Genomic DNA, 12195 nt, shown 5'->3' with positions numbered 1-12195 from the left:
CCGTCCCCGCTCCCCGCCCACGGGCCGGAGCGCCACCACACCCACCGAGGGCCGCGCGCATGAGCGGCGGCCTCGTCGCGCTGCTCGACGACATCGCTGCGCTCGCCAAGCTGGCCGCCGCCTCGGTCGACGACATCGGCGCCGCCGCGAGCCGTGCCAGCGTCAAGGCCGCGGGCGTCGTCGTCGACGACACCGCCGTCACCCCGCGCTACGTCCACGGTCTGACCGCCGACCGCGAGCTCCCGATCATCAAGAAGATCGCCATCGGCTCGCTGCGCAACAAGCTCTTCTTCATTCTCCCCGCGGCGCTGCTGCTCAGTCAGTTCCTGCCGTGGCTCCTCACGCCGATCCTCATGGTCGGCGGCACCTACCTCAGCTACGAGGGCGCGGAGAAGCTCTGGGAGGCGATCCGCGGCCACGATGAGCACGAGGTCGTGGAGGGGGCCGAGGTTGACGAGGACACCGTCACCTCGGGCGCCATCCGCACCGACTTCATCCTCTCCGCCGAGATCATGGTCATCTCGCTCAACGAGGTCGCCAACGAGCCGTTCTTCACGCGCGCCGCGATCCTCGTCGTCGTCGCCATCCTCATCACGGTCCTCGTCTACGGCGTCGTCGGTCTCATCGTGAAGATGGACGACGTGGGCCTGCACCTGGCCGAGACCCGCGACGGCAGTGCCCTGGGCGCCCTGGGCCGCGGCCTCGTCAAGGGCATGCCGGTCCTGCTCAGCGTGCTGTCGACCGTCGGCGTCGCGGCCATGCTCTGGGTCGGCGGGCACATCCTGCTGGTCGGCATCGACGAGCTCGGTTTCCACCCGCTCTACGAGTTCGTCCACCACCTCGAGGAGCGCGTCGCCCACGCCGTCCCGGCCATCGGCAGCATCGCCAGCTGGGTCGTCAACACGGTGTCCTCGGCGATTCTGGGCCTCATCGTCGGGGCGATCGTCGTCGCGATCATGCACCTCGTGCCGCGCCGCGCGAAGGCGGACGCCACCGCCCACTGACGCCGGGCGAAGGGGGCCGGCTGGCCCCCTTCGTCGCAGTGGTGGCGGCCGGCCGCGCCCGCCGCACGCGTTAGAGTGGGCGCCGCCGGCGTGGGTGATGCCCCGCAGGTCCGCCGTCCGAGGTGGACCCCGCCCAGAAGGGCTACGCCGGGTCGAGAAGCACAGACGATCCAAGGAGATCTCCCATGTCCTTCGACCACCGTGTCGCCGACCTGAGCCTCGCCGAGGCCGGCCGCCACCAGATCCGACTTGCCGAGCACGAGATGCCCGGCCTCATGTCGCTGCGCGAGGAGTTCGGGCCCACGCAGCCCCTCGCCGGCGCCCGCATCGCCGGCTCCCTGCACATGACCGTGCAGACCGCCGTCCTCATCGAGACCCTGACCGCCCTCGGCGCGCAGGTCCGGTGGGCGTCGTGCAACATCTTCTCCACTCAGGACGAGGCCGCCGCGGCGATCGTCGTTGGCCCCAGTGGCACCCCCGAGGACCCGCAGGGCGTCCCCGTCTTCGCGTGGAAGGGCGAGACCCTCCCGGAGTACTGGGACTGCACCGAGCAGATCCTCACGTGGGAGGGCGAGGGCCCGAACATGATCCTCGACGACGGTGGCGACGCGACGATGCTCGTGCTCAAGGGCCGCGAGTGGGAGCAGGCCGGTCAGGTCCCGCCCACGACCGAGGAGGACTCCGAGGAGTTCGGCGTCTTCAAGGAGCTCGTCCGGCGCACCATGGCGACCGACCCGCAGAAGTGGACCACCGTCGCCGCCGGCATCAAGGGCGTCACGGAGGAGACCACCACCGGTGTCCACCGCCTCTACCAGCTCGCCGAGGCAGGCGGCCTGATCTTCCCGGCCATCAACGTCAACGACTCCGTGACGAAGTCGAAGTTCGACAACAAGTACGGCTGCCGGCACAGCCTCATCGACGGACTCAACCGCGCCACCGACGTCCTCATCGGCGGCAAGGTCGCGATCGTCTGCGGCTACGGCGACGTCGGCAAGGGCTGCGCCCAGTCGCTCGCCGGCCAGGGCGCCCGCGTCATCGTCACCGAGGTCGACCCGATCTGCGCGCTGCAGGCCGCGATGGAGGGCTTCCAGGTCGCGCGCCTCGACGACGTGGTCGGGATCGGCGACATCTTCGTGACGACGACAGGCTGCTACGACGTCATCCGCGCCGACCACATGACGCAGATGAAGAACAAGGCGATCGTGTCCAACATCGGCCACTTCGACAATGAGATCGACATGGCCGGTCTGGCGAAGGTGCCCGGCGTCACCAAGACGCAGATCAAGCCGCAGGTGCACGAGTGGACCTTCGAGAACGGCAACTCGATCATCGTCCTGTCCGAGGGTCGTCTGATGAACCTCGGCAACGCCACGGGTCACCCGTCGTTCGTCATGAGCAACTCCTTCGCGAACCAGACGATCGCGCAGATCGAGCTCTTCACGAAGCCGGGCGAGTACGAGAACAAGGTCTACACGCTGCCCAAGCACCTCGACGAGAAGGTCGCCCGCCTGCACCTGGCGGCGCTGGGAGTCGAGCTCACGGAGCTGACGAAGGCCCAGGCCGACTACCTCGGCGTCGACGTCGCGGGTCCGTACAAGCCGGAGCACTACCGCTACTGAGCCGGTCCGGCTCGGTGGCAGCGGTACCGCCACTGAGTCAAGGCGTGAGCCCGGATCCACGTCGCCCCGGGGCGCATGTCATGCCATGCACGGCATGTCCGACATGTGCCCCGGGGCGATGCCAATTCTACTCCGCGACAACGGATTTCGGACGGGTCCGGCGATACCCGACCCGCCCCTTCGCTCGCTCCCTAGCGTTGATGCAGGCCCGGACAGCGGTCCGGGACGACCGTCTTCACAAAGGGGTTGGCTTTGTCATGTCTGTCTTCTCACGCTCCCGCTTGCGGCGTCGCGCCGCGGTCACCGGGTTGGGCTCCGCTGCGGCGGTAGCCCTCGTCCTCGCCCCCACGGCCTCGGCCGTCACGGGCACCTCGGACCTCACGACCCTCACGGCCACGCAGGTCGCGCAGGCCCTCGTCGGACCCGGTGTCACCATCGCCAATGTCACCCACGTGGGTGCCGCGGCCTCGGCCGGCACCTTCGCCGGTGGTGCCGCGTCGATCGGCTTCGACTCCGGCGTCATCCTCGCGAGCGGTGCGGTCGCCAACGCGATCGGCCCCAACACGGCGGACAACGCCATGACCCAGTTCGGGACGGCCGGCGACGCCGACCTTGCGGCGCTCGCTGGGTTCGCCACGAACGACGCCTCGGTCCTCGAGCTGGACTTCACGCCCAACGGGGACACCGTCTACTTCCGGTACGTCTTCGCCTCCGAGGAGTACAACGAGTACGTCAACAGCCAGTACAACGACACCTTCGCCTTCTTCGTCAACGGCGTGAACTGCGCGACCGTCGACACGGGGGCGGGGCTCCAGCCGGTGTCGATCAACACGATCAACAACGGCAACCCCTACGGAAGCGCGACGGCGACGAACCCGTCGCTCTTCGTCAACAACGACCTCGACGACGGCGGCGGCGCCCTCAACACCCAGTACGACGGCATGACCGTCGCCCTGACGTGCATGGCTCCCGTCAACACGGGCGTGCCGAACCACCTCAAGCTCGCCATCGCCGATGGGTCGGACTACAGCCTCGACAGCGGCGTCTTCCTCGAGCAGGGCTCCCTCTCGACGACCCCGCCGGCGGGCGACGGCAAGGTGACCGGGGGCGGGCGGCTCGACTTCGCCGACGGCGCCGTGACCCTCGGGACGAGCGTCATCGACGACGAGCAGGGGCTGCGCGGCAACCTCCAGGTCAACGACCACCGGGACGGGACCCGCTTCCACGGCTCCACCGTCACCGCCTTCTCGCGTGTCGACACGACGGCCACGTGGAGCGGTGAGGGCCGACTCAACGGCGTGGACGGCTACACCTACACGGCGGAGGTCGTCGACAACCGCAATGGCAACGCCACCAAGAAGGGGAGCCCCGACACCGTGATGATCACGGTCCGGGACGCCGCCGACGTGGTGGTGTGGTCGACGATGTCGGCGATCGATCTGAACCGCGGCAACATCACGGTCCACCTCGGCTGAGGGCCGGTGTTCGGGGGCCGGGCACGCGACGTGCCCGGCCCCCTTCGGCATGGGCGCGCGCGTGATCAGTCCCGCGGGACGGAGGGGCGCGTGAGGAAGAGGGGATACAGCGGGACGCAGGCCAGGGCGAAGGCGACGAGCGCGAAGGGGTCGCGCAGCATCGTCACGATGGACAGGTGCAGCAGGATGCCCACGAGCACGGCCCAGCGTCGGGTGCGGGGGTGCCACAACGCCAGGGCCAGCGCGACCTCCGTGACGATCGTCAGGCACGCCAGCCCGACCTGGACCGCGGGCGGCACGCTCCAGCGCAGCTCGTCCGCGAGGACCGACCCGTCGAGCCAGATCGGGTTGATCTTGCTCAGGCCCGCGAAGAGGTAGAGCACGCTGATCTGGACCATCATCAGCAGCTGCGGCCACCACGGGACGGCGTGGACCCGACCGGACAGGCGGGCCTGGAGGGACCGCCCCGCATCGGAGTGGGCGAAGGCGAGGAGCGCCGTGAGCGCGATGACGAGCGTGTGGTGGCTGCTGTAGGTCTGGACGTCGACGACGTAGTAGGCCACCTGCACGAGGCAGACGAGGGCGGCCATCGCGTTCGCGAGCAGGCCGATGGCCAGGCACACTCCCGCCGTGAACCCGACGACCATGAGCGCCACGGCCGCGGTCCCGTGCACCGGCGGGATGAGCGACAGGAGCGGTCGTCGGATCCGGTCCTCCTCGAACAACAGCGCGGTGTACTCGAAGATGCTGAGCAGGGCGGCCAGGGCGAGCCCCACCCGGGCCACGGCGATGGGCCCCGGCGTGGTCGTCGCCGTGGCGGCACGGTCGAGCCAGCCGAGGATGTCGTGGCGGCGGGATCGCAACGGAGGACTGGGCGCGTCGGTCACGGGCATCGCGCCGTCCACGTCGCGGTCCGGGTGATGAACCGTTGCTCGACTCGCACCGACGCGGCGTCGGGGAGCCGCTCACACAGAGCGTCGGCGAGACCCGACCAGTCGAGCTCCGGGCGGGGGTGAACGACCTGCTCACGAAGGTCGATCTCGCGCTCGGCGCCGTCGGCGGCCACGGCCGTGGCCGTCACCGCGCCCGGCCCCGCGTACATCTGGAAGCCGAGCCTCGTGGGGTCCTCGAAGCCGACGAGAGCCATCAGGGGGATGAGGACCTGTGCGGCGATCACCCCGGCGAGGAGTCGACCCGAGGGACGCCACCCGACACGCCTCGTACGTCGTTGGTCCACCACGGACGCGAGGCTAGTGGTTGGCGTGCGAAACTGTGCGCACACGGGCCGATCGGTCCGGTGACGCCACGGAAGGACATGGTGTGAAGGGTCGCGTGCTCATCGTCGACGACGATCAATCGCTGGCGGAGATGCTCGGCATCGTCCTGCGCAACGAGGGCCTCGACGTCGTGCACGTCGCGGACGGCAACGCCGCCCTCGGCGCCTTCCGCGAGTCGCGCCCCGATGTCGTCCTCCTCGACGTCATGCTCCCGGGCATCGACGGCATGGAGGTCTGTCGCCGGATCCGCGCCGAGTCCGGCGTCCCGATCGTCATGCTCACGGCCCGCACCGACACCGTCGACATCGTCGTCGGTCTCGAGTCCGGCGCCGACGACTACGTCGTCAAGCCGTTCAAGCCTCAGGAGCTCATCGCCCGCGTCCGCGCCCGCCTGCGCCGCGGTGACGACCCGGAGCCCGAGCGCCTGACGATCGGCGACCTCGAGATCGACGTGGCCGGTCACTCGGTCAAGCGCGACGGCGCCTCGCTGTCGCTGACGCCCCTGGAGTTCGACCTCCTCGTCGCCCTCGCGCGCAAGCCGCAGCAGGTCTTCAGCCGCGAGACCCTCCTCGAGCAGGTCTGGGGCTACCGCCACGCCGGGGACACCCGCCTCGTCAACGTGCACGTCCAGCGACTGCGGTCCAAGATCGAGCACGACCCGGAGAACCCCCAGATCGTCGTCACGGTCCGCGGCGTGGGATACAAGGCCGGACCCGCCTGAGCATGTCCGAGCCGGCCGGGCCGGCTGACTCCCCGGACGAGTCCGCCAGCGCCCCCACGAGCACGGTCGGGGCGAGCTGGCGGCGCGTGCTCGAGGGGATCGAGGGCGCGTGGGCGTCCTTCGTGCGCCGCTGGCGCCGCTCCCTGCAACTGCGCATCGTCTCCACGACGCTCGTCCTGGGCCTCATCGTCACCGGTCTCGTCGGGTCCTACATGTACCGCGAGATCGCCCGCGGTCTCCAGTCCGACCGGGTGGCCTCCGCCCAGGCCGAGGCCCGCGAACTCGCCGCGGAGGCGCAGCAGAACTTCGACACGACGACGGCGGGCACCGACGAGGCCGCGCTCAACGCCTTCGCCGAGGAGCTCGTCCGCACCAAGCTCACGCCGCCGCGGGCCGACACCAGCCGCTACGTCATCCTCGCGGCGTCGATCAACAACACGAGCGCCCCGGTGCGCCTCAACACGGTCCTGCCCCGGGATGTGCCGCTCGAGGCCGTGCCGGACGAGTTGCGCACCGCGGTGGCCGCCGACGCCGACCGTCAGCAGAGCACCCTCACCGAGATCAGTCACCCGGCCGACAGCGACGCGGACGTCGTGGCCGGTGGGGAGGCCACCGACACGATCCCGGCCGTCATCGTCGGCCAGCAGGTGCAGGTGCCGACGGCCGGTGCCTACGACCTGTACTTCATCTATCCGATGGACCGGGAGCGCCAGACGCTCGGCGTCGTCAGCCGCTCCCTCCTCCTCGGTGTCCTCTTCCTGACGACCCTCGTCAGCGCGGTCGCGTGGTTCGTCACGCGTCAGGTCGTCTCGCCGGTGCGTCGGGCCGCGGCCGTCGCGGGGCGACTGTCCTCGGGACACCTCAACGAGCGCATGCCCGCGCGCGGCAGCGATGATCTGGCCGCACTGGGCAAGGCCTTCAACGAGATGGCCGACAATCTCCAAAGTCAGATCCGCCAGCTCGAAGGGCTCTCCCGCGTCCAACAGCGGTTCGTCTCCGACGTCTCGCACGAGCTGCGCACGCCGCTGACCACGATCACGATGGCGGGCGACCTCATCCACGCGAGCCGCGCCGACTTCCCGCCGGCCGTGGGCCGCGCGGCCGAGTTGCTGCACATCGAGATCGAGCGGTTCGAGGTGCTGCTGACCGACCTGCTCGAGATCAGCCGCTTCGACGCGGGCGCGGCGATCATCGAGCAGGAGGACACCGACCTCTCCGAGATCGTGCGCCGCGTCGTCGTCGCCACCCAGGCCATCGCCGACGCCCGCGGCAGCGAGGTCACCGTGCACGCGCCACTCGAACCCGTCGTCGCGGCCATCGACCCGCGCCGGGTCGAGCGGATCGTGCGCAACCTCGTGGTCAACGCCGTCGAGCACGGCGAAGGTCGCCCCGTCGAGATCCACGTCGCCCGCAACGAGACCGCCGTGGCGGTCGCCGTGCGCGACCGCGGCGTGGGCCTGCGCCCGGGGGAGGCCGGCCTGGTCTTCAACCGGTTCTGGCGCGCCGACTCCTCCCGCGCCCGGACGACGGGCGGCACCGGCCTCGGTCTGGCCATCTCCCTCGAGGACGCCCGACTGCACGGCGGCTGGCTCCAAGCATGGGGCGAGCCCGGCCGCGGGTCCTGCTTCCGTCTGACTCTGCCGCGCGAGCGGGGCGGTGAGATCCGCGAGTCCCCGCTGCCGTTGGCGCCCACCGACGGGAGTCTCACGGAGGCCTCCACATGAGAAGGGGACCGTGGGCGCTGCTGGCCGTGCTCTCCTTCGTCCTCACCGCCTGCGGTGGGCTGCAGTCCTCCGGGCCGGTCCGTCCCGGCCTCGAGGTCGGCGGCGCGGGCCGCGACCAGGTGAAGGTGCTCCCGCCGGCGCCCCAGGAGGACGCCACCCAGACGCAGATCATCCGCGGCTTCCTGAAGGCGGGTGCCGCCACGGGCGGCGACGTGTCCGTCGCGCGGTCGTTCCTCACCGACCCCGCCGGCAAGGCGTGGGTGCCCGACTCGGGCACGGTCGTCCTCAAGAGCGACGACGAGGTGAAGCTCAAGCGGCTGAGCGATCGCCGCTGGCAGCTCATCGCCGAGGCCGAGGCGACGATCGACGGGTCAGGCCGCTACCAGAGCGTCGAGCCCCACACCATCGTCCGCTCCGACGTCGAACTGGAACTCGTCGACGAGCAGTGGCGGATCAGCGGGCTCGAGGAGGGCTTCGGCCGGTGGCTGACCCCCGGGGCGGTCAGCCGCCTGCTGCGCCCCTTCGACGTGCACTACGTCTCGACGACGAGCAACACCCTCATCCCCGACACCCGCTGGTTGCCGCTCGACCGGCAGGCCACCCGGCTCGCGCGGGCCCAGCTGTCCGCAGTGCCGGTCCACCTGCGCGGAGCGGCCACCACGCAGACCGACCTCGCCCTCGTCGTCGACGCGGTCCCCGTCGTCGACGGGGTCGCGACGGTCGACCTGCGCGCGGCCGGGGTCCCGTCCAAGCCGGCCGAGCGCCGCACCCTCTATGCCCAACTCGTGTCCACGCTGCTGCAGGCCTCCGACGTGGAGGCGGTGCAGGTGACGGTCGAGGGCGCGAGTCTCGAGGCTGAGGGGATCGCCGTGCCGGCGCGCTCGGTGGAGTCGCTCGGCTACTTCCAGGACAGCGAGGACGCCGGCGGCGACCTGCTCCTGCGGGTCCGCAACCACGTCATCCCGGTGACCCGCAACGAGATCCTCGAGGGCGACGTCACGGGGGACGAGGAGACCCCCTTCCCGGACATCCCGCAGGAGTGGCAGGACCTTGCCCAGTCGTGGGACGGCACAGAGGTCGCCGGCGTCACCCAGGGCCGCGACGTGCTGGCCCGCTGGCACACCGACGCCCGCGTCCACGAGTTGCCTTCCTTCGCGACGAATCTCGGCGCGCCCAGCTTTGACCGGCACGGCATCCTCTGGGTCCCCGGACAGGGGGAGGGCGGCGACCACCTGTGGGCGATCAACGCGGCGGCCGACCTCGACGACGACGTCCGCTCCGCCCCCGTGCCGGTGAAGGTGCCGTGGCTCGGGCGCCGGATCGTCTCGGCTGCCCGGGTCTCCCCGGACGGGCAGCGGATCGCCCTCGTCACGACGACGGCCAGTGGGAAGGCGGCCCGCGTCGAGATCACGGGCGTCGTCCGGCAGCCCAACGGCCTGCCCTCGATCCTCGCCCCGGAGTCCCTGCGGGTCGCGGCCGAGCTGACGACGGTCCGCGACGTCGCCTGGACCTCGGAGACGGCCCTGGCGATCGTGGGGAAGGCGGACGCCGACCGCGCCATCGGGATCCACCTCGTCGCCGGTGGGGGACAGCCGAGCCTCCTGAGTCAGCGCCCCGGCGCCCTCCGGATCTCGACCATCGACGGCACTCGCGGCCTCGTGGTGCGCTCTGAGGCCGGTCTCCTGCTGCGCGCCGGCGGGACGTGGCTGACCGCGCCCGTCGGTCGCACCCTGCTCGTCCCCGGCGGCTGACACCCGCTCCACAGGGGCGGCTGGCGGCGACCGGCCGTCCACACCCGGGCCGGACGCCCGCCTGCGCGGCTGGCTGGTCACCACCCTGAGGGGGTGACGTTCCGCATCGACGAGGCCCTGCGGGCGGCAGCCGATCTCGTGCTGCCGGGTCAGTGCGCCGGCTGCGGGGCCGCCGGCGCGATGCTGTGCGAAGGGTGCTCCGCCGCCTTCGCCGCGGGAGCCCTGGGTCCAGGCGGCCTGGCCGCCAGCGTGGTGCCCGACCCCGTGCCGCGAGGCCTCCCGCCGAGCACGGCCTGGGGGCGCAACGACGGCACGGTCGCGGCCCTCGTGCGGGCGCACAAGGACGATGACCGCCGTGACCTGACGCCCGTCCTCGCCGATGCGCTCGCGGGGGCGATCGGCGTGGCCGTACGCGACTCGCCACCCCTGCGCGCCGCGCTCCTCCGCGGCGACGGACCGATCCTGGCCGTGCCCGTCCCGACGTCTCGGCGGGCGCGACGGCGCCGGGGCGACCACCCCTTCGCCGCCGTGGTGCGGGCGGCCCTCGCCGGGATGCACGCGCAGGAGATCACGCTCGCGCCGGCCCTGAGGTGGCGGCGCCGGGTCGGTGATCAGCGTGGTCTCGGTGGGCGGGAGCGCGCGGTCAACGTCGAGGGCGCCATGGGGTTGGACCCGGGGTGGGCCGCCGCCGTGGCCGGTGCGCCGTGCCTCGTCCTCGACGACGTCCTCACCTCGGGGGCGACGCTCGCGGAGGCGGCGCGTGCCCTGCGAGTCGCGGGTTCGGGACCCCTCGCGGCGGCGACGATCGCGGCCACACCGCGCCGATCGTCCTCTCCTCACGGCCTTTCCGCTGTCAGCACAGCGCCATCACTGTCGCTTTCCGGCTCGGACGACTAGCGTGTCGTCATGGCCCCCTTTGTCGCCGTGACGGACTTCGGGCGGACGTCAGACCCACTGGGTGACGCCGCCGGTCACGGCCGGGCGAGGAGCGGCTGGGGGAGGTGGTGCCGCGGTTGATCTGGCCCCGACAGGCCGACGTCAGCACTCCATCACGCACCCAAAGGAGGACGACAAGTGGACATTGTCGTCACAGGACGCCACCTGACCATTTCCGAACGATTCCGAGAGCACGTCGAGGACAAACTCGACAAGGTGACGCAGCTCGCGCCGCGCGCCCAGCGCATCGACGTCCTCGTCACGCATGAGCCCAACAAGCGCCAGGCCAAGGCGAGCGAGCGGGTGGAGATCACCTGCCACGTCAAGGGCCCCATCATCCGGGCGGAGGCTTGCCACGATGACAAGTACGCGGCGCTGGAGATGGCTCTCGACCGACTGATGGAGCGCCTCCGCCGAGCGCAGGACAAGCGGAAGGTGCATCGAGGCCGGCACACGCCCGAGTCCGTGTCCGCCGCGACGGCGCGCTTCCAGCAACTGCCGGAGTCGGGAGCGCCCGCCGAGGAGGCGGAGGCAGAGGAGGTCGACCTCTTCGGAGCAGTCGGCAACTCGCCCATCGAGGTCCGCGAAAAGGTGCACGCGTCCTCACCGATGGATCTGGCGCAGGCCCTGCGGGAGATGGAGTTGGTCGGTCACGACTTCTTCCTCTTCCACGACGTCGAGACCGACAAGCCGAGCGTCGTCTACCGGCGGCGCGGCTGGTCCTACGGCGTCATCCACCTCGACTCGGAGCAGGCCAACGGCGCCGCCGTGCCCGACTCCTCGCGGGTGACCGCTGAGCACGAGAGCCCGGTCGCGGTCACGACCTGATTCCGTGGCGTCACCGAAGGGGACCTGCCGGTGGAACCGGCGGGTCCCCTTCGTCACCTCCTACCGGGACGGACTCGGGGTGGGGCATCATGGGGACGCGTCCCCAGGGCGCCCCGAGGTCAGGAGGTGGGGACTCGCATGAGCCCCGACATCAGCAGCAACGGCGACCGGCCGGACGTGGGCGAGTCGATCCGCGTCCTCGTCGTGGACGACCACGTCCTCTATCGTCGCGGGCTCCAGGCCGTCGTCGGGATCGAGCCCGACATCGAGATCGTCGGCGAGGCCTCCGATGGTGCCGAGGCCGTCGAGGTCGCTCGTGAGGTCGCGCCCGACGTCGTCCTGCTCGACGTCCGCCTGCCGGGCCTCAGCGGTCCGGCCGCGGCCGCCCGGATCCGGGAGGAGTCGCCGTCGACGCGCATCCTCATGCTCACCGGGTCGGATGAGGAGGAAGACCTCTTCGACGCCGTGCGGGCGGGCGCCAACGGCTACCTGCTCAAGGACGGTGAGCCCGACAAGATCGCGGCGTCCATCCGGGCGGTGCACGGGGGCCAGTCCCTCATCCCGGCCTCTCTGGCCGCGCAGTTGCTCGCCGAGTTCGCCGCGATGGGTCGGCGTGAGAGCGCCTTCGAGCCCGGTGCGCCGACGCTCACGGAGCGGGAGCGGGAGGTCCTCGCCCTCGTGGCGCAGGGCCGGAAGAATCGCGAGATCGCCGAGCTCCTCTTCATCTCCGAGAACACCGTGAAGAACCACGTGCGCAACATCCTCGAAAAACTCCAGCTCCACTCGCGCGTCGAGGCAGCCCTCTACGCGGTGCGCACCCGCCTCGTCGACGGCTCGTGACCCCTCGTCGGATCTCGCTC

The 12195-nt window shown here is 71.1% G+C and carries 11 protein-coding genes; 9 read left to right on the top strand and 2 right to left on the bottom strand.

Annotated elements, in window-relative coordinates:
• Nucleotides 1–59: 59 nt before the first annotated feature.
• The 3 genes from ACQBAS_RS09580 to ACQBAS_RS09570 all read left to right on the top strand — a co-directional run bounded on the left by ACQBAS_RS09580 (nt 60) and on the right by ACQBAS_RS09570 (nt 4098).
• Complete coding sequence (locus tag ACQBAS_RS09580) at nt 60–1004, top strand: DUF808 domain-containing protein (RefSeq protein ID WP_427383568.1); 945 nt, start codon at nt 60–62, stop codon at nt 1002–1004.
• Nucleotides 1005–1189: 185 nt separating this feature from the next.
• On the top strand, nt 1190–2623 hold the full coding sequence (gene ahcY / locus ACQBAS_RS09575) for an adenosylhomocysteinase (RefSeq protein WP_427383567.1): 1434 nt from the start codon (nt 1190–1192) through the stop codon (nt 2621–2623).
• Nucleotides 2624–2880: 257 nt separating this feature from the next.
• Nucleotides 2881–4098, top strand: coding sequence for a choice-of-anchor L domain-containing protein (locus ACQBAS_RS09570; RefSeq protein WP_427383566.1), 1218 nt, complete (start codon nt 2881–2883; stop codon nt 4096–4098).
• Nucleotides 4099–4163: 65 nt separating this feature from the next.
• On the opposite strand, the gene ACQBAS_RS09565 is transcribed toward ACQBAS_RS09570, so the two are convergent.
• Together ACQBAS_RS09565 and ACQBAS_RS09560 are read right to left on the bottom strand one after the other, a co-directional pair.
• Nucleotides 4164–4961: an HTTM domain-containing protein gene (locus tag ACQBAS_RS09565; RefSeq protein WP_427383565.1), complete on the bottom strand. Its 798-nt coding sequence runs from the start codon at nt 4959–4961 to the stop codon at nt 4164–4166.
• Nucleotides 4962–4981: 20 nt separating this feature from the next.
• A complete protein-coding gene (locus tag ACQBAS_RS09560) occupies nt 4982–5275 on the bottom strand; it encodes a hypothetical protein (RefSeq protein ID WP_427383564.1) in 294 nt (97 codons plus the stop codon).
• A gap of 143 nt (nt 5276–5418) precedes the next feature.
• Between ACQBAS_RS09560 and mtrA the strand changes: the two genes are divergently transcribed.
• From mtrA to ACQBAS_RS09530, 6 genes are all read left to right on the top strand, one after another.
• Nucleotides 5419–6096: an MtrAB system response regulator MtrA gene (gene mtrA / locus ACQBAS_RS09555; RefSeq protein WP_427383563.1), complete on the top strand. Its 678-nt coding sequence runs from the start codon at nt 5419–5421 to the stop codon at nt 6094–6096.
• 2 nt (nt 6097–6098) lie between these two features.
• Nucleotides 6099–7820 (top strand): MtrAB system histidine kinase MtrB, encoded by a 1722-nt coding sequence (mtrB, locus tag ACQBAS_RS09550; RefSeq protein ID WP_427383562.1) that lies wholly within the window; start codon nt 6099–6101, stop codon nt 7818–7820.
• Nucleotides 7817–9571 (top strand): GerMN domain-containing protein, encoded by a 1755-nt coding sequence (locus ACQBAS_RS09545; RefSeq protein WP_427383561.1) that lies wholly within the window; start codon nt 7817–7819, stop codon nt 9569–9571. Before mtrB ends, ACQBAS_RS09545 begins: the two co-directional genes overlap by 4 nt.
• Before the next feature lie 93 nt (nt 9572–9664).
• Entirely contained in the window at nt 9665–10468 is an 804-nt protein-coding gene (locus ACQBAS_RS09540) for a ComF family protein (RefSeq protein WP_427383560.1), read from the top strand.
• A 177-nt stretch (nt 10469–10645) separates the two neighbouring features.
• Entirely contained in the window at nt 10646–11335 is a 690-nt protein-coding gene (gene hpf / locus ACQBAS_RS09535) for a ribosome hibernation-promoting factor, HPF/YfiA family (RefSeq protein WP_427383559.1), read from the top strand.
• Nucleotides 11336–11473: 138 nt separating this feature from the next.
• Nucleotides 11474–12175: a response regulator gene (locus tag ACQBAS_RS09530; RefSeq protein ID WP_427383558.1), complete on the top strand. Its 702-nt coding sequence runs from the start codon at nt 11474–11476 to the stop codon at nt 12173–12175.
• The last annotated feature ends 20 nt before the right edge of the window (nt 12176–12195 follow it).

Origin of the sequence: Janibacter zhaoxuefangae (genome assembly GCF_050271985.1) — a bacterium.
Lineage (GTDB): Bacteria > Actinomycetota > Actinomycetes > Actinomycetales > Dermatophilaceae.
This window is presented reverse-complemented; position numbering and strand designations above follow the sequence as displayed.

Coding starts and splice junctions, on each gene's coding strand:
- ACQBAS_RS09580 (WP_427383568.1), top strand. CDS start 60: ATGAGCGGCGGCCTCGTCGCGCTGCTCGACGACATCGCTGCGCTCGCC.
- ahcY (WP_427383567.1), top strand. CDS start 1,190: ATGTCCTTCGACCACCGTGTCGCCGACCTGAGCCTCGCCGAGGCCGGC.
- ACQBAS_RS09570 (WP_427383566.1), top strand. CDS start 2,881: ATGTCTGTCTTCTCACGCTCCCGCTTGCGGCGTCGCGCCGCGGTCACC.
- mtrB (WP_427383562.1), top strand. CDS start 6,099: ATGTCCGAGCCGGCCGGGCCGGCTGACTCCCCGGACGAGTCCGCCAGC.
- ACQBAS_RS09545 (WP_427383561.1), top strand. CDS start 7,817: ATGAGAAGGGGACCGTGGGCGCTGCTGGCCGTGCTCTCCTTCGTCCTC.
- ACQBAS_RS09530 (WP_427383558.1), top strand. CDS start 11,474: ATGAGCCCCGACATCAGCAGCAACGGCGACCGGCCGGACGTGGGCGAG.